This is a genomic window from Deinococcus rhizophilus (genome assembly GCF_030271215.1).
Lineage (GTDB): Bacteria > Deinococcota > Deinococci > Deinococcales > Deinococcaceae > Deinococcus > Deinococcus rhizophilus.
Genome location: NZ_JASNGB010000038.1, coordinates 1 through 19,898, shown reverse-complemented (window position 1 = coordinate 19,898; position 19,898 = coordinate 1). Strand labels below are relative to the sequence as shown.

Sequence of the window (19,898 nt, the reverse complement as noted above, 5' to 3'; positions counted from 1 at the left end):
GGGTCGCCGGGGCGCAGGCCGCGCAGCGCCGCGTCCGCCCGGTTCACGGCGAGGTCGAAGAGGGCCGGGGGCACCTCCCCGGCGGGCGCGGCGGCGTCCGGATTGGGCGGGTTCAGGAAGGGGCGGTCGTCGGGGGGCATGGCCGCCGCTCAGGGCTTCATGCGGTGCAGTTCCACCACGTAGCGGGCCAGTTCCTGCGGGGGCGCGACCTCCCGCGCGATCTCCACGCGGGCCTCCAGCATGGGCAGGTCGTAGGGGTCGATGCGCAGGAACTCGCTGGTCAGCAGCAGGGCGCGGCGCAGGTCGCCTTCCTCGCGGGCCTGCAAGGCGCGGGTGCGGACCTCCATCGTGAGCAGCAGGCGCAGTTCCTCGCGGACCTCGTCGGCCCACTCGCTCTCCATCCGCAGCCCTGACAGGAAGGGCCCCCGGTACAGCGCCAGCGCCTGCGCGAGGTCCCCCGCCGCCAGCGCCGCCCGCAGCTCGGTCACGTCCAGATGCACATGCACGTCCGGCCCCAGGCTGTAGCGCGGCTGCTTGGCGCTGCCCTCCATCGTGAGCACCTCGGCCCCCAGCCGCACCCGCAACTCGCGGAACACCGCCCGGAAGTAGTCCCCCGCCGTCTTGGGATCGCGGTCGGGGTAGAGGGTCGCCTCCAGTTCGCGGCGGGTGCGGCCCGGATTCAGGGCCAGATACACCAGCGTGAGCACCCCCCCTTCCAGACTCAGCGTGATCGTCTCGCCTCCGCGCTCGATCTCCGAGCGGCCCAGGGTGTGGACCCGCAGGTGCAGCGCCCCGGAGACGGGCGTCTCGCTGCCCGGCACGTTGAGCTTTTCCAGCACCAGTTGCGTGTCGGGCGCGAGGTCGGGGTCCAGCAGCGCCCGCTGCACGAGGTTGGCGAGTTCGTGCAGGTCGGGGCGGTAGAGCATCCGGTCACGGGCGGCGATCAGGGCGGTCAGTGCCTCGCGGAAGGTCCGCAGGCTTTCCCCCGCCTGCCCCAGCCCCGACTGCGCCTCGGCCAGATGCAGCAGCGCCCGCACCCGCTGCCCCTCGCCCAGCGTCTGCGATTCCAGCGCCCGCGTCAGGTGCTCGGCGGCCTGCGCGTGGTGCTGCCGCCGCCCCAGCAGGATGCCCCGCGTCTTGGTCACCGCCGGGTGCGTCGCGTCCGGCGCGAGGTCCAGCAGCACCTCCAGCGCCCGCGCGTGCTGTCCCTGACGGCTGTACAGGTCGGCCATCCGGGTCGCCGTCCACGTCAACAGCTCGAAGTCGCGGGTGGTCTCGACAATGGCCCGCAACTCTTCGAGTGCTTGCAGGTGCGCGGCGTGGTCCCCGGTCAGGCGGTGAAGATCGGCTTCCACGGTAAGGAGGTAAGCGCGGGGGGTCGCAGCATCTGTCTGACCCAACGCCTCATGTGCCTGGGCAATAGTCGCTCTGGCGCCGCGAAAATCGCCCGTCAAAACCTGGACATTCGCCAGCCCCGTCAGCGTGGAGAGGCGGGCCACCGGGGTCCGGTCTGTGGGAAGAAGCCTTAGAGCTTCCTGGTAGAGATGCTGAGCGCGAGTCATTTCCCCGACTTTGACCAACATTTGCGCGACCGTCTGGGTCACACGCCCGATGCGTTCATCATCACCCAACGCCATATAGCCGCGCCAGGCACTCTCGCAGCGCTCCAGCCCTTCAGCCATGTGGCCAGATTGGAACTCGGCCGTGCCCCACCATCGTTGCGCTCGTAAAGCCAGTTCGCCCGTCAGACTCGATGTGATCTGCCCAAAATGACGGATAGCTTCGGGAAAACGACCCTGGAGGCGCAAAAGGTTGCCGTACTCAACCCTTGCCTCCTGATTCCCTAATTCGGCAGCTCGCATGAGCGGCAGTTCTGCTTCGGGGAGACGCCGACTCCAGAGGTAAGACATGCCCAGGAGCCGCCACCCCTCAGGGGTCGTTGGTGGGAAGTCGGTCAGGTACGCGATGACGGCGTCATAACGCCCAGCATCGAAGTGTGCCTGGAGGTCTGAGAAGTGCTCCACATCTAAAGTCATCGTTTGTGGTTACAATACCGCCATGTCCCTGAAAAAAATCATGAAGGTCCTGGCGGTTCTGGCAGCTCTCGGCATCTCGGTCGCCCAGGCGGGGGCAAACGACTACGGCGTGGCCAAGCCGATTCAGCAGTCCGCTCCTCAGGGCGCTGACGACTATGGTGTCGCCTGACCTCTCTCAAAACCCTTACGGACGCCCCCACCCCGGAGGCGTCCGTTCCCTTTTCTCCCTTCTCCTACTCCGGGTGCCGCGCCTCCGCGAAAGCCCGCTGGGCGCTGAAATCGCCCGGCAGCTTCTCGTACATGCCCTCCACGTTCAGCTCCCAGGAGCCGCGCTGGTCGGCCCACTCGGTCGCCAGCATCCGCAGGAACCGGTCGCAGTGGGCCGCGTCGAGGACCGGGGCGATCACCTCGACGCGGCGGTCGAGGTTGCGGCTCATCCAGTCGGCGCTGCCGAAGTAGACCTCGGGGCTTCCGGCGCCCCCGAAGGCGAAGACGCGGGCGTGTTCCAGAAACCGCCCCAGCAGGCTGCGGACCCGGATGTTCTCCGAGAGGCCGGGGACTCCGGGGCGCAGGCAGCACACGCCCCGCACGATCAGCTCGACGCGCACGCCCGCCGCTGAAGCCCGGTACAGCGCCTTGATCATGCCGGGATCGGTGAGCGAGTTGACCTTGACCCGCACCCAGGCGTCGTGCCCGGCTCCGGCGTGGGCGATCTCGCGGTCGATCAGGGCCACCAGACCGGAGCGGGCGGTATCGGGCGCGACGAGCAGGTGGGCGTAGGTCGCCTCCGCGTACCCGGTGAGGTGGTTGAACAGCTCGGACACGTCGGCCCCCAGCCCCGCGTGGGCCGTGAGCAGGCTGAGGTCGGTGTACAGCCGGGCCGTCTTGGGGTTGTAGTTCCCGGTGCCGATGTGGACGTAACGGCGCAGGCCCTCCTCCTCCCGGCGCACGACCAGCGTGACCTTGCCGTGGGTCTTGAGTCCGGCGACCCCGTAGACCACGTGCGCCCCGGCCCGCTCCAGCTTTCTGGCCCAGGAGATGTTGCGCTGCTCGTCGAAGCGGGCCTTGAGTTCGATCAGCGCGACGACCTGCTTGCCGTTCTCGGCGGCCTTGCGCAGCGCCCCCAGCAGCCGGGGGTCGTCCCCGGTGCGGTAGAGGGTCTGCTTGATCGCCAGCACCCGTGGGTCGGCGGCCGCTTCCTCCAGGTAGGCGAGCACCCCCTCGAAGCCGTCGTAGGGATGGTGCAGCAGCACGTCACCCGCGCCGAGCACGTCGAAGATGCCGCCTTCCTCCTCGTCGCCGAGGTCGGGCACGGCCGGAACGTGGGGCGGGAAGGCGAGGTCCGGGCGGTCGACCGGCAGGCTCATCAGGTCCGCCGTGCCCAGCAGCCCCTCCAGCCGGAAGATGTCCTCGGGGGCCAGCCGCAGCCGCTCCTGCAAGAAGGTGACCAGAGGCTCGGGCATCCCGTGCCCCACCTCCAGCCGCACCGCCGACCCGAACCGCCGCCGCCGCAGCCCGTCCTCGATGGTGGCGAGCAGGTCTTCGGCCTCCTCCTCCTCGAACTCGTAGTCGGTGTTGCGGGTGACCCGGAAGGGATGGGCGGCCAGGACCGTGCGCCCCTTGAACAGGTCCCCGAGATGCGCGGCGATCACGTCCTCAAGCAGCACGAGGCGCCCCCCCACCGCCACCACGCGCGGCAGCACGCCCACCGGCACTTTGACCCGCGCGAAGTCGGGTTCCTCGCCCTCACCCCCGCCCAGCAGCACGGCGAGGTTGAGGCTGAGGTTGCTGAGGTACGGAAAGGGGTGGCTGGGGTCCACGACCAGCGGCGTCAGCACCGGCTGAATCTCCGCGAGGTACTTTTCCCGCAGCGCCGCCCGCGCCCGCTTGCCCAGGTCCGCGATGCGCGAGAAGCGCACCCCCTCCCGCGCGAGGTCGTCGAGGGTGCGCCGGGCCGCCTGCTCGATCTGGCGCAGCATGTCGTGGGTCCGCTCGCGCACGAGGTCCAGCGTCTGTCGGGGCAGCAGCCCGTCGGGGCCGGGCGTCTTGACTCCCGCCGCGATCTGGCGGTGCACGCCCGCCACCCGCACCATGAAGAACTCGTCGAGGTTGCTGCCGCAGATCGCCGCGTAGCGCAGCCGCTCCAGCGGCGGATTGCGCTCGTCCCGCGCCTCGGCCAGCACCCGCGCATTGAACGCCAGCCACGACAGCTCCCGGTTGAGCAGGGGACTGTCGGAATTGGCGACCGTGCTGAAGGTGCGCCCGTCCTGCGCCGCCTCTCCACGGGCGGGGCGGCGGCGCGGGCGGGACGCGGCAGGGCGGGTGGACACGGGTCTGGGAGCTGACACAGCGGGCAACCTCGGGGAAGTGGGGAGGCGAAAACGGCGACGGGACCCAGCGCGGGGCCAGGTCCCTATTGTCTCACACGGTTTCCGTCCAATCCGTTCTCAAACCGGGAGTGTGCCGATTTGAGACCTCCTTTCCCGGCAACCGTTCTGTTCCTGCCCGCTCTGCTCCGCAGCTTTGCAAGTCCGCTCGGAGTGAACAGTTCTGGTCACCGTTCAACCGGAAGCCGTCTCAGCGGAGGGCCGAACCTGGCGCCCAGGCATGCTTAGAGCATTTGACAGAATGACGGCCCCCGGGGAAGGGCGCCCCAGGTGCCTCCCCGAATGCCCAAGGCTCTTCTTCAATTCGCTCGCTCTGCTGCGCAGCTGTGCAAGTCCGCTCGGCCAACGCATGCGGAAACCCACCGCATTCTTATGGCAAATGCTCTAGGCCGCGTTTACGCCCGCCGGAACAGCAGCGCCGCGTTCTGCCCGCCAAAGGCGAAGGAGTTGCTCAGGACGTATTCCACCTGCTGCTCCCGTGCGCCTTCCGGGATGTAGTCGAGGTCCAGCAGCGGGTCGGGATCGGTGAGGTTGATGGTGGGCGGCAGGATGCCGTCGTGCAGGGCCTGCGCGACCGCGATGGCCTCCACCGCGCCCGCCGCGCCCAGCAGGTGCCCGGTCATCGACTTGGTGGAGCTGACCGCCAGCTCGTGCGCGTGGGCGCCGAAGACGTGCTTGATGCCCTGCGTCTCGTGCAGGTCGTTGAAGTGGGTGCTGGTGCCGTGCGCGTTGACATACCCCACCTGCTCGGGATTCACGCCCGCCGTGGCGAGGGCCATCCGCATGGCGACCTGGGCGCCGCGCCCCTCGGGAGCCGGGAGGGTGATGTGGTGCGCGTCGGCGCTGGTGCCGTAGCCCACGATCTCGGCGTAGATGGTCGCACCACGGGCCTTGGCCTTCTCGTACTCCTCCAGCACGACCACGCCCGCGCCCTCGCCCAGCACGAAGCCGTCGCGCGAGGCGGAAAAGGGACGGCTGGCCTCCTGCGGGGCGTCGTTGCGGGTAGACAGCGCCTTCATGTTGGCAAAACCGCCGACGGCGATGGGCGTGACGGCAGCCTCGGTGCCGCCCGCGAGCATCACGTCCGCGAGGCCGAGCTGGATGTAGCGGGCCGCGTCGCCCACCGAGCCCGTGCCGGTCGCGCAGGCGGTGACCACCGTGCTGCTGGGACCCGTGGCCCCGTAGCGCATGGCGACGTGCCCGGTCGCCATGTTGGCGATCATCATCGGGATGAACATCGGGCTGATGCGCCCCGGCCCGCGCGAGTGCAGCACGCCCGCCTGATCCTCGAAGGTCTTGACCCCGCCGATCCCCGAGCCGATCACCGCGCCCGTGCGCTCGCCGCGCAGTTCCTCCCCGGTCAGCCCGCTGTCACGCACGGCGAGTTCGGCCGCGGCGAGCGCGAGCTGCACGTAGCGGTCGAGCTTGCGGGCTTCCCTGGGGTCCACAAAGGCCGAGAGGTCGTCGTCCACCTGCCCCGCGATCTTGCTCGCCACGTCCGAGGGGTCGAAGTGGGTGATGGTGCTGATCCCGCTGCGGCCCGCCCGCTGCGCCTCGGCGAAGGCTGCGGCCCCCGTCCCGATGGGCGTCACGGGGCCGAGCCCGGTGACTGCCACGCGCCTGAGTCCTGTCACGCTCATGCTGCCTCCTTTCCCCTCCCCCGGGGTCAAGCCCGGTGGGGGTCAAGCGGAGGGCCGGGCAGGGCCACGGTTTCCCGCACGCCTTCCCCGGCCCCCCTGCCCGCGCTTACTGCTGCGAGCCGATGTAGTCGATGGCCGCCTGCACCGTGCGAATCTGCTCGGCGTCCTCGTCGCTGATGGTGATGCCGAAGCGGTCCTCGAGCCCCATGATCAGCTCCACCGTCTCCAGGCTGTCGGCGCCGAGGTCCTCGACGAACCGGGCTTCGGGGGTCACCTTGTCCGCGTCCACGCCGAGTTTCTCGACGATCACGTCTTTCACGTCTTCAAATGTCGCCATGCTTGCTGTCCTCCTTGATGCTGAAAGTCTCGCGCCAGTGTACACGCGCTCCCCAACTGTGCCGAGATGCTTGAACGGGGTTCAATCCGGGCCGCCCGGCGCCCGGTCAGTGCGGGTACAGCCCCCCGTCCACCCCGATGACCTGCCCGGTGACGTACCCGGCGGCGTCGGAGGCGAGAAAGGCGACCAGGGCGGCCACTTCCTCCGGCCGACCGAAGCGCCCCAGCGGGATACCCCCCAGGTACGTCTTCTGCACGTCCTCCGGCAGTCCGGCGGTCATGTCCGACTCGATAAAGCCGGGGGCGACCGCGTTCACGGTGATCCCGCGCCCGCCGTACTCCTTGGCGAGCGCCTTGGTGAGCCCGATCAGGCCCGCCTTGCTGGCAACGTAGTTGGCCTGACCGGGGTTGCCCATCAGCCCCACGACCGAGGCGATGTTGATGATCCGCCCGGCCCGCGCCCGCATCATGTGCTTGATGGCGGCGCGGCTGGCGGCAAAGGCGCTGCCGAGGTTGGTGTCCAGGACGGCCTGCCAGTCCTCGTCCTTCATGCGGATGGCGAGGGTGTCGCGGGTGATTCCGGCGTTGTTGACGAGCACGTCGAGGCGGCCCATCGCCCCGATCACGTCCTCGACCAGCGTGCTGGCGTGGGCGGGCGTGGAGAGGTCGGCTCCGAAGACCTGCACGGGCACACCGAGGGCGCGAATCTCCCCGGCGACCTTCTCGGCCTCCGCCTGGTTGCGGCCGTAGTGGACGGCCACGCCGAAGCCCGCCTGAGCGAGCGAGAGGGCCATCGCGCGGCCCAGGCCCCGGCTGGAGCCGGTCACGAGGGCGACGCGCTGGGAGGAAGTGGGCTGGGGGTGGGGTTCAGGTTGGGTCATGGAAGTCCTTGCAGGCAAGCGGCTGGCCGCCAGCGTCCGGCGGCCAGCCGAAGAGGGTTAAAGCTGGGGGCTGGTCGTGGGGAGCCCAAAGCCCCGCACCTGCTCCGCCGTGCCCACGTTCAGCGTCCGGGCGTCGGGCAGGATGCGTTTTACCAGCCCGGTCAGCACCGTGCCGGGGCCGAACTCCACGAAGACCTCGGCCCCGGCGTCAGCCAGCGCCCGGATCGTCTCGGCCCAGCGCACGCTCCCGGTGATCTGGCGGGCAAGGAGGTCGGGCAGGGCAGCGGGGTCGGTGTTGGGTTCGGCGGTCACGTTGGCGTACACCGGAAAGGCGAGCGGTCCGAAGGCGGCGGCGTGCAGATCGGGCGTCAGCCCTTCCCGCGCCGGGGCCATCAGGTCGCAGTGGAAGGGCGCACTCACCCTGAGGGGAATGGCCTTGAGCCCCCGCGCCCGGAGTTCGGCGGCGGCGGCGTCCACGGCGGCCTTCTCACCGGAGATGACCGTCTGGGTCGGCGCGTTGTAGTTGGCGGGCTGGACGATGCCGGGGGCCAACGCACAGACCTCGCGCACCACGTCCGGGTCGCCCATCACGGCGCTCATCGCCCCGACCCCGACGGGGACGGCCTGCTGCATCAGCTCGCCGCGCCGCCGGGTCAGGCGCAGGGCGTCCGCGAGGCGCAATGTCCCGGCCGCGACCAGCGCCGAATACTCGCCCAGCGAGTGCCCCGCCGCGAAGGCCGGGGTCAGCCCCGTCTGCGCCTGCCACGCCCGGAACGCGGCGACCGACGCGGCCACAAGCGCGGGTTGCTGGTTGGCCGTGAGGGTGAGGTCTTCGGGCGGTCCCGTCTCGATCAGACCGCGCAGGCCGGGCAGGGTGTCCTCGGCTTCTGCGTAGACGGCCCCGGCTTCCGGAAAGGCGGCGGCGAGGTCCGCGCCCATGCCGACCGCGTGCGAGCCCTGGCCGGGAAACAGTGCCGCCAGGGTGGGGGCGGCGGTCTTCACGCGGGCACCTCGGCGGCAGCGGCGGCGCGGGGCTGCAGGCTGGGAGTCCCGGCCCACCAGCGCATCGTCCCGGCGGCCCAGCTCAGGCCACCCCCGAAGGCGACGAGCAGCAGCTGGTGGCCCTCCTGAATCCGGCCGTCGTCCAGCGCCTCGCGCAGCGCCAGCGGCACGGTCGCGCTCGACGTGTTGCCGTAGCGGTCCACGTTCACGACCGTTCTCGACATGGGCACCCCGAAGCGTTCGTTGGCGGCCTCGATGATGCGGATGTTGGCCTGGTGCGGCACGACCCAGTCCACGTCGCGGCTCGTGAGGCCCGTCTTGGCGAGCACCTCGTTGCCGCTGTCGCCCAGCACGCGCACGGCGAACTTGAAGACCTCGCGGCCGTTCATGCCGACGCCGGGGGCCATCTCGAAGCCGCCGGGCAGCTTGGTGGCGGCGCAGCGGATATAGAGGCTCGATCCTCCCGCCCCGTCCGCTCCCAGCACGAACTGCTGAAAGCCGTAGCCCTGGGGCACCGGCCCCACCACCGCCGCGCCCGCCCCGTCCCCGAAGAGGATGGCCGTGTTGCGGTCGTCCTGATCCACCACCTTGGAGAGGGCCTCGGCGCCGACCACGAGCACCCGCCGCGCCGTGCCCGCCAGAATCAGCCCCTGCGCCACGCTCAGGCCGTACACGAAGCCGCTGCAGGCCGTCGAGAGGTCGAAGGCGGCGACCCCGGTCAGCCCAACCTGCATGGCGATCAGGGCGGCGGTCGAGGGCATCAGCGCGTCGGGGCTGACGGTCGCGCAGATCACGGCGTCCACCTCGCTCAGGGCGTCCGGGTCACGCGCGAGCAGGTCGCGCACCGCCCCCACCCCCACGTCCGAGGTGAACTCGTCCTCGGCGGCGAAACGGCGCTCGCGAATGCCGGTGCGGCTCTCGATCCACTCGGCGTTGGTCTCCAGCCGCGCCTCGAAATCGGCATTGCTGATCACCCGCGCGGGTGCGTAGGCCCCCAGCGCCGTGATGCCCAGGGGAGGACGGGTGGGGCTGGCCCCGGAAGCTGTCGTCATGCACCGACGCTAGCATTCATTGAACAGCTGTTCAATGAATAGCCCACGACTCTGGACGCGGTTCAAGGGGGGCCAGCCGGAACGCGGGGGGCAATCCCGGCGCGGCTGCGAAGCACAGAAAAAAGGCGCCCCTCACGGAGACGCCCCTCTTCCACGGTTGAGGTGTTACTCGGACTTCTCGGTCTGGCCCTCGGCCGCGCCCGCCCCGTCGGTCTGGGTCGCGCCCTCGCCACCAGTCTGGGTGTCCTCGCTGGCCGTGGCCTTCTCCTCGCCCCCGGCCTGGGCCGACTCGCCCGCCGTCAGTCCGGACAGGGCCTGCTGCAGGCCGCGCTCGCGCACCATGCTGATGTAGTAGGCGTTCAGGCCGTTGGGCCCGAGCTGGCTCTGCAGCTGCTGGGGGGTCAGGTTGTTGGCCTGCGCGAGCGCGGTCATGGTCTGGCTGAACTCGGCGTCGCTGACCTGCACGTTCAGCTCCTCGGCGAGGCGCTCGAGGGCGAGGTCACGCCGGACGCGGCTCTCGGCGTTCTTAGCGAGGTCCGCTAGAAACTCGTCGAGTTTGCCCTGCTCCTGCATGAAGGTCTCGTACTCGCCCCACTTGACGCCCTGGCGCCCGAGGTCGTCCTTGATCTCCTCGAGCATCGCGTCGCGGCGGCGGTCGAGCAGCGCCTGGGGAATCTCGGCCTGCATCCCGGAAACGAGGTGCTGGGTGAACTCCTCGCGGCGGGCGGCGTCCCCTTCCTGGCGGGCGCGGCGCTCCAGCTCGCCCCTCAGGTCGGTGCGCAGGCGCTCGAGCGACTCGAAGTTCAGCGACTTGGCGAACTCATCGCCCAGTTCCTGCAGCTGCTTGGTCTGCACGCCCTGCACCCGCACGCGGACGGTGTGCTCGGGGTGCTCGTGGTCGCCGTGTTGGTGGGCGGGCACGGTGATCTCGACCTCGTCGCCCACGTTCTTGCCGATCAGGGCATCGCGCACGTGCGGCTCGGCCACGTCGAGGTAGACGGGGTAGCTGCCGCCCTCGCCGTCCCCGAGTTCCTCGATGGTGACCTGGTCGGTCGCCTCGATGGGACGCTCCACGCTCTGGAAGGTCGCGTTGCGCTCCTGCAGGTCCGAGAGGGTGCGCTCCAGCACGTCGTCGGTGATCTCGGGGGCCGCTGCCGTGAGCTGGGCCGCCTTCCAGTCCCCCAGGGTGACTTCGGGGTACGTCTCGCCGCGCACCGTGAACGAAAAGCCCTGGCCGTTCTGGAGGGTGCCGGGGTCGATCTGCGCGTCGACGAGGTTGAGCTTCAGCTCGCGGGCGGCCTGCGGGTAGTGGCTCTGGAGCAGGCGGTCACGCACTTCCTGCTCGACGTAGCCCTTGCCCACACGGCCTTCGAGCACCTTGCGGGGCGCCTTGCCGGGACGGAAGCCGGGCACGCGCACATCCCGCGCGAGGCCCGCCCACACCTGTTCGTAAGCGCGGTTGACTTCAGCGGCGGGCACCGCCACCTGAAACTGCACCTTGTTGCCTTCCTTGCTGATCAGCTCTGCCATTGCGTCTCCTCTGCTTGGCCGCCTGCCTCCCAGCACTGCGGGGGTTTACCCGCATGGGCCCTGGAGGGATCGGCGCTCCTCGTGTGTGCCTGCGGCCACGTGCGCCCCGCTGAAACTGCGGCGCGGTCCGGGCACGCGACATGCCGCCGTGCATCATAGAGCCTCCCGCCCCTTCCGCGCGAGGGTCCGGGGGGCGGCCACAGGCAGGCCAGGCTGCAGCAAAATCCCCCGCCGAAGCAGGGGAAGGTCGCCTGTTGGTGCGAGGAAGGAGACTTGAACTCCCAAGGGTTGCCCCGCCAGATCCTAAGTCTGGTGCGTCTACCAGTTCCGCCATCCCCGCACGCGGTCAACACGCTGTCAAAAGGAAAAACCCCGGGAGCCACGCTGGGCAGCTCCCGGGGGGGTGGGGTGGATTAGGGGATTTGAACCCCCGGCCTCCGCTTCCACAGAGCGGCGCTCTAACCAACTGAGCTAAACCCACCACGCACGCGCCGCTTTCGCAGGCCCACACAGCTTAGGCGGCGCCGGGCGGGATGTCAATCTGCGCCCCCGACCTGTGGGCCGGGCCGCCCGCAGGCGCTAGCCTGTCTGGTACCTATGAACTTCACCCTGCCCGAGGACCTGCGGGACATGCAGGCGACCGTCCGTGACTTCATGCTGGGCGTGGTCGAGCCGCGTGCCCGCGAGATCGAGGACACCAACCAGGTGCCGCCCGAGCTGATGCGCGGGGCCGCCGAGCTGGGGCTCTTCGGCCTGAGCATTCCCGAGGAATACGGCGGCGTGGGCCTGGGCGCCCTGGGCCGCTGCGCCGTGTACGAGGCGATGGGGCAGGGGCATATGGGCTTCGGCGGGGTGATCAGCGCCCACGCCAGCATCGGCACCAGCGGGCTGGTCAAGCTCGGCAACGAGGAGCAGAAGCAACATTTTCTGCCGCGCATGGCGAGCGGCGAGTGCATCGCGGGCTTCGCCATCACCGAGCCCAGCAGCGGGTCGGACGCGGCGAACATCCGCACGAAGGCCGAGCGCCGGGGCGACGTGTACGTGCTGAACGGCACCAAGCACTACATCTCCAACGCACCCATTGCCGGGCTGCTCACGGTCATCGCGGTGACGGACCCCAGCCGGGGCACGCGCGGCATGAGTGCCTTTCTGGTCGAGCCGCAGGGCACGCCGGGCGTCACCATCGGCAAGATCGACGAGAAGATGGGGCAGAAGGGGGCGCTCTCGGCCGAGGTGATGTTCGAGGACGCCGAGATTCCGGCTGCCAACCTCCTCGGCCCCGAGCACCTGGGCTACCGCGAGGCGCTGGGCATCCTGACCAATGGGCGGGTCGGCATCGCCGCGCGGTCCACGGGCGCGATGCAGCGGCTGCTCGACCTCTCGGTGGCGCACGCCAAGACGCGCGAGCAGTTCGGGCAACCCATCGCCGAGTTTCAGGCCGTGCAGTTCATGCTGGCCGAGATGGAGGTTGCCATCCAGACCTCGCGCCTGCTGTGGCAGAAGGTCGCCTGGATGGTGGACGAGGGGCAGGACGTGCGCCGCATGGCGTCCGTCGCCAAGCTGCACGCGACCGAGATGCTCTCGCAGGTGGCCGACAAGGCCGTGCAGGTCGCCGGGGGCATGGGCTACATGAAGGACTCGCCCGTGGAACGCTACTACCGCGACCAGCGGCTGTTGCGGATTTACGAGGGCACCAGCGAGATTCAGAAGCTGATCATCGCGCGGGATGTGCTGGCCTAACCCTGGAGTCCGGTCAGCCACCAGCGCAGGAACCCGGGGAGGCGTTCCCGCCACGCGGGTTCATCGTGCCAGTGGCCCTCGCCGATGGTGAGGTGGACCCCGGCCACCCTCGGGCGCAGCCGGGCGGCGAGGTCGTGGGTCAGGGTGACGAGGGCAGCGGCGCTTTCCAGGGTGTCGCCCTCGTGGTCGCCCATGTCAAGCCACACGCGGGCCTGGGCGTCGGCGCGGCCTTCCAGCCAGCGCAGGAAGGCGTGGTCGGCGGGCCAGATCGCGGGGCTGAACACGCCGAGGGTGCCGTAGGTGCCGGGGTCACGCAGGCCCGCGTAGGCGGTGATCAGCCCGCCGAAGGAGGAGCCAGCCAGCGCCACCCGCTGCGGCGGCACGGGGCCGAACCGCCCGCGCAGATGCGGCAGCAGCGCGTCCCGCAGCCAGTCGGCGTACCCGTCCGCGCCGGACTCGAAGCTGTTCAGCTCGAAGGCGAAGGGCACGTAGCGGCGGCTGCGGTCCTCGTTCACGGGGAGGGCGGCGAGGCGGCAGGGGAAGCCCGCGTCGGCCAGCGCCTGCGCCGCCCCCGCCGCGTCCCAGCTCTCGCCCGCAAAAGAGGGTCCCTCGTCAAAGACATTCTGGCCGTCGTGCAGGATCAGCAGCGGCAGGTCGCCCTCCACGTCCCCTGGCGACCACAACCGCACGGGTTGCTCGCCCCAGGGGGCCGCGAGCATGAGCGTCCCCTGCGGGGGGGCGCTGCGGGTGGGGCGCTCCCGGCCCGCCCGTCCGTCCTGCCAGCCTGCCACCGGCAGGTCGAGGGTGGTGTCCCCGCGCACGACGAGCCGGTGGGCGGGGGCGCGGCCTCCCCAGGCGTCCCCCTCCTCGGTGACGGTGCCGTCCGGTGCCAGCGCCCGCACCTTCACGTTCAGCAGGGCGCCCGGGGGCAACTCGGCGGCGAGCACCCCGTCTGGGCCGAAGGTCCAGCCCTCCACCCCGTCGCTCCAGCCCCGGTGGGTCCCGGTCAGGAACAGGGTGGCCCCCGGCACGGGAGGCGGGGCAGACAGCCGGAACAGGACGCGGGGCATGGCCCCCAGTATGCCCACACCGTATGCCCACACTTCCCATGAAGGCCGCTTCAGCTCCCCGTGAGGCCGCTGTCAGGCGGGCGGGCGCAGGATTTCAGCGTGGTGGACGGGCTTGAGCCCGGTTCCGCCCCGGCAGTTCAGGGCTTGCCCCCTTCCCCGAAAGTTGATATAGTTGCACTCAAGTTTCCTGGCAACACCCTCGCCAGCAACCCCCTTCCAGAGTCATCTCGGGCGTTACAAAGGAGCCTTCATGCCCACTGCCAATCAACCCACCCCGCTGCCCGCCAACGTGCCCGTGTGCCCGGTGCGCGGCAGCGTCATCTACCCCACGATGGTGCAGCACATCGACGCCAGCCGTGCCCTCTCGATCGGCGCGATCGAGGCGGCGATGGCGGGCGACAAGGTCATCCTGATCGTGTCGCAGCGCGACAAGGACGTGGACGACCCGCAGGGCGCCGACCTGTACGACGTGGGCACCGCCTGCAACGTGCTGCGCGTGCGCAAGAACCCCGACGGCACCGTGCAGATGCTGGTGTCTGCCGTGTCGCGGGCCCGCGTGACCCGCTACGGGCGGGGCGAGTACCTCACCGCCGACGTGGAGGAACTGCCCACCGAGACGGGCGATCCGGTCGAGCTGCAGGCGCTGGCCCGCGAGCTGCGCGAGAAGTTCGAGACGGTCGCGGCGGGGGGCCGCATCGGGGCCGAGAGCGTCCAGACCATTCAGGGCAAGGACGAGCCCGGCGAGATGGCCGACCACATCGCCTTTAACCTCGACTTCAAGCTGGAGGACAAGCAGGCGGTGCTGGAAGCCGCCCGCCTGACCGACCGCGTGCGCCGGGTGCTGACGCTGCTGGACACCGAGCAGGAGGTGCAGGCGGTGCAGGCCCGGATTCGCGCCCAGGTCAAGGAGGAGATCGACAAGAACCAGCGCGAGTACTACCTGCGCGAGCAGATGAAGGTCATCCAGAAGGAGCTGCAGGGCGGCGAGGGTGACGGCGAGGACGGCGACGAGGCCGAGGTCTTCCGCGCCAAGATCGACGCGCTGGGGCTCGCCCCCGAGATCAAAAAGGAGATCGACCGCGAGGTGAACCGCCTGGCCCGGATGCACCCCGACGCGGCCGAGGCCTCGGTCATCCGCACCTACCTGACCTGGGTCACCGAACTGCCCTGGAACGTGCGCAGCGAGGACCGTCTCGACGTGTCCGAGGCCGCCGGGATTCTCGACGAGGACCACTACGGGCTGGAGAAGGTCAAGGACCGCGTGCTGGAGTTCCTGGCTGTGCGGCGGCTGCGCCGTGAGCGGGCCGAGCGCGGCGAACTCAGCGCCGAGGAGGTCAACAAGGGACCGATTCTGGTGTTCACCGGCCCTCCCGGGGTGGGCAAGACCAGCATCGCGCAGAGCATCGCCAAGTCGCTGGGGCGCAAGTACGTGCGCATCGCGCTGGGCGGCGCCCGCGACGAGTCGGACATCCGGGGCCACCGCCGCACCTACATCGGGGCGATGCCGGGGCGCATCATCCAGGGCATCCGCACGGCGGGCACCAAGAACCCGGTGATCCTGCTCGACGAGGTGGACAAGCTGGGCACCAGCTACCAGGGCGACCCCTCGGCGGCGCTGCTCGAAGTCCTGGACCCCGCGCAGAACCAGCACTTCACCGACCACTACATGGGGGTGGCCTTCGACCTCTCGGAAGTCATGTTCATCGCGACCGCCAACTATCCCGAGCAGATTCCGGCGGCGCTGATGGACCGCATGGAGGTCATCGACTTCTCCTCCTATATCGAGCAGGAGAAGCTGGAGATCGCCAAGCGCTACCTGCTGCCCCGCCAGCTCACGGCGAACGGCCTGAAGGCCAACCAGCTCAGCTTCACCGACGCGGCGCTGGAGCGGCTGATCAGCCACTACACCCGGGAAGCGGGCGTGCGCAACCTCGAGCGCGAGATCGGCACCGTGGCCCGCAAGGTCGCCCGCCGCATCGCCACGGGCGAGGTCAAGCGCGTCAAGGTCACCGACAAGGAACTCGACCGCTACCTCGGCCAGGCGCGGCACATCCCCGAGAGCGAGGGGCAGGAGGACCGGGTCGGCGTGTCCACCGGGATGTTCTACACGCCCGTCGGCGGCGACATCCTGTTCGTGGAAACCAGCGTGATGCCCGGCAAGGGGCTGGTGCTGACCGGACAGCTCGGGGACGTGATGAAGGAGTCGGCCCGCGCCGCCCTGACCTACATCAAGACCAACGCGGAGCGCTTCCACATCGACCGCGAGCGCATCGAGAACAGTGAGATCCACATCCACGTTCCGGCGGGCGCGATTCCCAAGGAAGGCCCCTCGGCGGGCGGCGCGATGGCGACCTCGCTGATCTCCGCGCTGAGTGGTATCCCGGTGCGGCATGACGTGGCGATGACGGGCGAGATGACCCTGACCGGGCGTTACCTGCCCATCGGTGGGCTGAAGGAGAAGGTTCTGGGCGCCCGCCGCGCCGGGATCAAGCACGTGATCATGCCGAAGGCGAACGAGGGCGATCTGCGCGACATCCCGCTGCACCTGCGCTCCTCCATGCGCTTTCACCCCTGCGAGACGGTCGATCAGGTGCTCGACGTGGCCCTGGTGGGCGGCCTGAAGGCCCTGGAGACCCCGCGAGGGGAAGCCGCCGGGGTCGCCGCCCCCCCCGCCAAGCGCAAGACGACCCGCCGCAGCCCCGGCGCGAGCGCGTAAGCCCTCTCCCCTTTCCAGCCTCCCGCTCCCCCTCCCGGCGGCGGGAGGTCTCGCCGTTGTGGCCCGCTTTGCCTGCAGTCCCTCTATCCTGGCCCCATGACCGTCCCGCTGACGTTCCTGGTGGCCAGCCCCCATCTGCGTGGCAGCGCCTTCGAGGGCGCCGTGATCCTGCTGCTGGAACACGACGGGTCGGGCGCGATGGGCCTGCTGGTCAACGCGCCGCTGACCCAGAGCGTGGCCGAGCTGCTGCCGGGGGCCCCCACCACCGGGTCAGGCACCGCCTGGGCGGGCGGGCCCGTCGAGCCGGGCGTGGGCTGGTGCCTGTACCGGGAAGCGCTGAACCTGCCCGGCGAGGTGCGGCTGGTGCCCGGGCTGTACGTGACCAGCAGCCTGGACGTGTTGCACGCGGTGATGGCCTCGGATCAGCCGTACATGCTGCTGCTGGGCTACTCGGGCTGGAGCGCGGGCCAGCTCACCGAAGAGGCCCGCGAGGGCACCTGGCTGTGGGTCGAGCAGGACGCGCCGGGGCTCGTCTGGGACGTGCCCGCCGAGGAACGCTGGCAGGCGGCCCTCGACCGCCTGGGCGTCAATCCGGGGACGATCATGCCGGGCGGGGCGCAGGCCTGAAGGGCAGAAACGCCCGCGTCCTTCTCTTGCAAAAGGGCGAGGTCCGTGTTACTCTCCCTCTCGCGCCGGAAACGGCCACGCCAGCTCGGTAAGCTGTATTCGGCAGTAGCTCAGTGGCAGAGCGTCCGACTGTTAATCGGATGGTCGTAGGTTCGACCCCTACCTGCCGAGCCAGACAGGAACCCCGCTCCCTCTGGGACGGGGTTTTTTCTTGTCTCTCTGTGCGGTCCCTCTGGGCGGTCTCTCTGTGCGCCGAACGCCTGCGCTCGCCTGTCTCCGGCTCTGCCCCCCGTCTCCCCACCCACGGAGGCCCGATGCGCACCCACTCCCACCCCCCCGGTCATCCGCATGACGACGCCCACGTCGGACACGGGCACAGCCACGGGCACGGGACCGACGCGCGGCGGCTGGGCATCGCGCTGGGGATCACGGCGACGTTCATGGTGGTCGAGGTTATCGGGGGGCTGGTGTCGGGCAGCCTGGCGCTGCTCTCGGACGCGGGGCACATGGCGTCGGACGTGGCGGCGCTGGCGCTGAGTCTCTTCGCGGTGCGCCTTGCCCGCCGCCCGGCGACCCCGGAGCGGACCTACGGCTTCCACCGGGTGGAGATTCTGGCGGCCTTTGTCAACGCGGCGGCGCTGCTGCTGCTCACGCTCTGGATTCTGTGGGAGGCCTACACGCGGCTCGCCGAACCTTCCGAGGTGCAGGGCGGGGTCACGCTGGCGGTCGCGGTGGCCGGGCTGGTCGCCAACCTCGTGAGTGCCGCCGTCCTGCACGGGGGGCAGCGGGACAGCCTGAATGTGCGCGGCGCCTTTCTGCACGTGCTGGGCGACCTGCTGGGGTCGGTGGGGGCAATCGTCGCCTCGCTGCTGGTGCTGGGAACGGGGTGGACGGTGGCCGACGCGGCCGTGAGTGCCCTGATCGGGCTGCTGATCCTGCGCAGCGCGTGGGCCTTGCTGCTCGACAGCCTGAATGTGCTGCTGGAGGGCGCACCCAGGGGGCTGGACGTGCGGGCGGTGCGGACCACCCTGGGCGGCGTGCCGGGGGTGCGCGGCGTCCATGACCTGCACGTGTGGGCGATCACGGCGGGGCAGCCGGTCCTGACCGCGCATGTGGAGGTCGCAGGCGGGGCCGACTCCGCCGAGGTGCTCGTCCGTGCCCGGCAGGTCCTGCGCGAGCGCCACGGCCTCCGGCACGTCACCCTGCAACCCGGGGCGGAGGGGCAGCCGTGCGAGCAGCGCGAGGACCTGCACACCTGATTCCCACCTCTGTCCCCGCGCCCGATGTCGCAGTTCTGTCAGAGGGGCGCGGCTAGACTCGCCCGCATGACGCGCGTGCCCGCCGCCCCTCCGCCCTCCACCAGTGCGGCGGCGGTGACCCGTGCACTCGCGCAACTCGACGGGGTGATTCTGGGCAAGCCGGGGCAGGTGCGCCTCTCGCTGGCCTGCCTGCTGGCCGGGGGGCACCTCCTGATCGAGGACCAGCCGGGCGTCGGCAAGACCACGCTGGCGCACGCGCTTTCGCGCACGCTGGGCCTGAGCTTCCGGCGGGTGCAGTTCACGGCGGACCTGCTGCCCGCCGACCTGCTGGGCGTGAGCATCTGGGACGCGGTGGGCGGTGTCTTCCGGTACCAGCCGGGGCCGATCTTCTCGGAGGTGCTGCTCGCCGACGAGATCAACCGCGCCACCCCACGCACCCAGAGTGCGCTGCTCGAGGCGATGGAGGAGCGGCAGGTCAGCGAGGGCGGCGTGACCCGGCCGCTGCCCGATCCCTTCTTCGTGATCGCCACCCAGAACCCGGCCGCCTTCGTGGGCACGTCGCCGCTGCCCGAAGCGCAACTCGACCGCTTCCTGATGTCGGTCACGCTGGGCTACCCCGACGCCCGTGCCGAGCGCACCCTGCTGGAGACGGGGGGGCGGGGGGGCGTGGTGCGCGAGCTTACGGGAGTGCTGGACACGGAGACCCTGCGCTCGGCGCGGCGGGAGGTGGACGCCGTGTACGCCGCGCCGCCGCTGCTGGACTACCTGCAGGTGCTCGCCCGCGCCACCCGTGACGACCCCGNGGGGGGGCGGGGGGGCGTGGTGCGCGAGCTTACGGGAGTGCTGGACACGGAGACCCTGCGCTCGGCGCGGCGGGAGGTGGACGCCGTGTACGCCGCGCCGCCGCTGCTGGACTACCTGCAGGTGCTCGCCCGCGCCACCCGTGACGACCCCGCGCTGGAGGCGGGCCTGAGCCCCCGCGCCCTGCTGGGGCTGCTGGCGGCGGCGCGGGCGTGGGCCTACCTCGCCGGGCGCAGGGTGGTGCTGCCGGAGGACGTGCAGGCGGTCTTCCCCAGTGTCGCGGGCCACCGCCTGCCGGTGCGCGGGGGGGCCTCCTCCTCCAGTGCAGGGCCGGACGTGCTGGCCCGCCTGATCGCCGAGACGCCCATTCCTTGACCGGCTCGCAGCGCCTGGTGGTCCCCGCGCCCCGAACGTCCGGCACCCTGCGGCCCACCCGGTTGGGCGTGGCCTTTCTGGGGCTGACCCTCGTCACGCTGGTGGGCTGCATCAACTATTCGCTGGGGCTGGGGTACGCGGTGACCTTTCTGCTGGGGGGCGTGTGGGTGGCCGCCGCAGCGCAGGCGACGCGGGCGGGGCGGGCGCTGTCCGGGCGAGTGACGCCTCCGGCCTCGGCGGTCGCGGGGGGCACGGCCCCGTTCACGGTGCGCGTGGGGAGCCGGGGACCGGGGGGAGCCGTGCTCGTGCGGCTGGGGCCGGGGGCCGGGGGGATGGGGCGCGTTCCAGCGGCGGGCACGGCGGACCTGACCGTTCCGGTGCCCACCCCGACCCGTGGCCTCCTCCAGCTGGCCCGGCCCGCCGTCGCCGCGCTGGACCCGCTGGGG

General features: G+C 70.7%; 15 protein-coding genes, 3 tRNA genes and 2 pseudogenes. 9 read left to right on the top strand and 11 right to left on the bottom strand.

Annotated features, from left to right (window positions below):
- Window positions 1-149: 149 nt before the first annotated feature.
- Complete coding sequence (locus QOL99_RS06375; protein ID WP_285522361.1) at window positions 150-1,355, bottom strand: AfsR/SARP family transcriptional regulator; 1,206 nt, start codon at window positions 1,353-1,355, stop codon at window positions 150-152.
- A gap of 703 nt (window positions 1,356-2,058) precedes the next feature.
- Here QOL99_RS06375 and QOL99_RS06370 point away from each other — a divergent pair.
- The gene (locus QOL99_RS06370) at window positions 2,059-2,205 is read left to right on the top strand and encodes a hypothetical protein (protein WP_285522359.1); all 147 of its coding nucleotides are present in this window, start codon (window positions 2,059-2,061) and stop codon (window positions 2,203-2,205) included.
- Between the two features lie 64 nt (window positions 2,206-2,269).
- Here QOL99_RS06370 and ppk1 read toward each other — a convergent pair whose 3' ends face one another.
- The 9 genes from ppk1 to QOL99_RS06325 all read right to left on the bottom strand — a co-directional run bounded on the left by ppk1 (window position 2,270) and on the right by QOL99_RS06325 (window position 11,345).
- Window positions 2,270-4,366, bottom strand: a complete 2,097-nt coding sequence (gene ppk1, locus QOL99_RS06365) for a polyphosphate kinase 1 (RefSeq protein ID WP_285522358.1) — start codon at window positions 4,364-4,366, stop codon at window positions 2,270-2,272.
- Between the two features lie 452 nt (window positions 4,367-4,818).
- Window positions 4,819-6,063, bottom strand: a complete 1,245-nt coding sequence (fabF, locus tag QOL99_RS06360; protein ID WP_285522357.1) for a beta-ketoacyl-ACP synthase II — start codon at window positions 6,061-6,063, stop codon at window positions 4,819-4,821.
- Between the two features lie 106 nt (window positions 6,064-6,169).
- Entirely contained in the window at window positions 6,170-6,400 is a 231-nt protein-coding gene (gene acpP, locus QOL99_RS06355; protein WP_152871134.1) for an acyl carrier protein, read from the bottom strand.
- Window positions 6,401-6,506: 106 nt separating this feature from the next.
- Window positions 6,507-7,280 carry a 3-oxoacyl-[acyl-carrier-protein] reductase gene (gene fabG / locus QOL99_RS06350; RefSeq protein ID WP_285522353.1) on the bottom strand — a complete coding sequence of 258 codons (774 nt, stop codon included), beginning with the start codon at window positions 7,278-7,280 and terminating at the stop codon, window positions 6,507-6,509.
- A 57-nt stretch (window positions 7,281-7,337) separates the two neighbouring features.
- Window positions 7,338-8,282, bottom strand: coding sequence for an ACP S-malonyltransferase (gene fabD, locus QOL99_RS06345; RefSeq protein WP_285522352.1), 945 nt, complete (start codon window positions 8,280-8,282; stop codon window positions 7,338-7,340).
- Window positions 8,279-9,334 (bottom strand): beta-ketoacyl-ACP synthase III, encoded by a 1,056-nt coding sequence (locus QOL99_RS06340; RefSeq protein WP_285522351.1) that lies wholly within the window; start codon window positions 9,332-9,334, stop codon window positions 8,279-8,281. The genes fabD and QOL99_RS06340 overlap by 4 nt, the downstream gene beginning before the upstream one ends.
- A 165-nt stretch (window positions 9,335-9,499) precedes the next feature.
- Window positions 9,500-10,864 carry a trigger factor gene (tig, locus tag QOL99_RS06335; protein ID WP_285522350.1) on the bottom strand — a complete coding sequence of 455 codons (1,365 nt, stop codon included), beginning with the start codon at window positions 10,862-10,864 and terminating at the stop codon, window positions 9,500-9,502.
- Between the two features lie 255 nt (window positions 10,865-11,119).
- Window positions 11,120-11,204, bottom strand: a tRNA-Leu gene (locus tag QOL99_RS06330).
- A 64-nt stretch (window positions 11,205-11,268) separates the two neighbouring features.
- Window positions 11,269-11,345, bottom strand: a tRNA-His gene (locus QOL99_RS06325).
- Between the two features lie 116 nt (window positions 11,346-11,461).
- Between QOL99_RS06325 and QOL99_RS06320 the strand changes: the two genes are divergently transcribed.
- A complete protein-coding gene (locus QOL99_RS06320) occupies window positions 11,462-12,604 on the top strand; it encodes an acyl-CoA dehydrogenase family protein (RefSeq protein ID WP_285522349.1) in 1,143 nt (380 codons plus the stop codon).
- Here QOL99_RS06320 and QOL99_RS06315 read toward each other — a convergent pair.
- Window positions 12,601-13,674 (bottom strand): alpha/beta hydrolase, encoded by a 1,074-nt coding sequence (locus QOL99_RS06315; protein WP_285522348.1) that lies wholly within the window; start codon window positions 13,672-13,674, stop codon window positions 12,601-12,603. The genes QOL99_RS06320 and QOL99_RS06315 overlap by 4 nt on opposite strands.
- A gap of 250 nt (window positions 13,675-13,924) precedes the next feature.
- Between QOL99_RS06315 and lon the strand changes: the two genes are divergently transcribed.
- The 7 genes and pseudogenes from lon to QOL99_RS06285 form a co-directional block, all read left to right on the top strand.
- The gene (gene lon / locus QOL99_RS06310) at window positions 13,925-16,390 is read left to right on the top strand and encodes an endopeptidase La (RefSeq protein ID WP_285522346.1); all 2,466 of its coding nucleotides are present in this window, start codon (window positions 13,925-13,927) and stop codon (window positions 16,388-16,390) included.
- A gap of 96 nt (window positions 16,391-16,486) precedes the next feature.
- Window positions 16,487-17,017 (top strand): YqgE/AlgH family protein, encoded by a 531-nt coding sequence (locus tag QOL99_RS06305; protein ID WP_285522345.1) that lies wholly within the window; start codon window positions 16,487-16,489, stop codon window positions 17,015-17,017.
- A gap of 99 nt (window positions 17,018-17,116) precedes the next feature.
- Window positions 17,117-17,191, top strand: a tRNA-Asn gene (locus QOL99_RS06300).
- 140 nt (window positions 17,192-17,331) lie between these two features.
- The gene (locus tag QOL99_RS06295) at window positions 17,332-18,276 is read left to right on the top strand and encodes a cation diffusion facilitator family transporter (protein ID WP_285522343.1); all 945 of its coding nucleotides are present in this window, start codon (window positions 17,332-17,334) and stop codon (window positions 18,274-18,276) included.
- Between the two features lie 66 nt (window positions 18,277-18,342).
- Window positions 18,343-19,050, top strand: a pseudogene (locus QOL99_RS17955) (AAA family ATPase); the annotation flags it as partial.
- The gene (locus QOL99_RS17950; RefSeq protein ID WP_456318846.1) at window positions 19,048-19,452 is read left to right on the top strand and encodes a hypothetical protein; all 405 of its coding nucleotides are present in this window, start codon (window positions 19,048-19,050) and stop codon (window positions 19,450-19,452) included. The pseudogene QOL99_RS17955 and the gene QOL99_RS17950, both read left to right, overlap by 3 nt.
- Window positions 19,449-19,898: pseudogene (locus QOL99_RS06285) on the top strand (transglutaminaseTgpA domain-containing protein); the annotation flags it as partial. The gene QOL99_RS17950 and the pseudogene QOL99_RS06285, both read left to right, overlap by 4 nt.

Bases quoted from the DNA above. Each gene is read 5' to 3' on its own strand.
- QOL99_RS06370 (WP_285522359.1), top strand. From the start codon at position 2,059: ATGTCCCTGAAAAAAATCATGAAGGTCCTGGCGGTTCTGGCAGCTCTC.
- fabF (WP_285522357.1), bottom strand. From the start codon at position 6,063: ATGAGCGTGACAGGACTCAGGCGCGTGGCAGTCACCGGGCTCGGCCCC.
- QOL99_RS06315 (WP_285522348.1), bottom strand. From the start codon at position 13,674: ATGCCCCGCGTCCTGTTCCGGCTGTCTGCCCCGCCTCCCGTGCCGGGG.
- QOL99_RS06305 (WP_285522345.1), top strand. From the start codon at position 16,487: ATGACCGTCCCGCTGACGTTCCTGGTGGCCAGCCCCCATCTGCGTGGC.
- QOL99_RS06320 (WP_285522349.1), top strand. From the start codon at position 11,462: ATGAACTTCACCCTGCCCGAGGACCTGCGGGACATGCAGGCGACCGTC.
- QOL99_RS06340 (WP_285522351.1), bottom strand. From the start codon at position 9,334: ATGACGACAGCTTCCGGGGCCAGCCCCACCCGTCCTCCCCTGGGCATC.
- lon (WP_285522346.1), top strand. From the start codon at position 13,925: ATGCCCACTGCCAATCAACCCACCCCGCTGCCCGCCAACGTGCCCGTG.
- fabG (WP_285522353.1), bottom strand. From the start codon at position 7,280: ATGACCCAACCTGAACCCCACCCCCAGCCCACTTCCTCCCAGCGCGTC.
- acpP (WP_152871134.1), bottom strand. From the start codon at position 6,400: ATGGCGACATTTGAAGACGTGAAAGACGTGATCGTCGAGAAACTCGGC.
- tig (WP_285522350.1), bottom strand. From the start codon at position 10,864: ATGGCAGAGCTGATCAGCAAGGAAGGCAACAAGGTGCAGTTTCAGGTG.
- QOL99_RS06295 (WP_285522343.1), top strand. From the start codon at position 17,332: ATGCGCACCCACTCCCACCCCCCCGGTCATCCGCATGACGACGCCCAC.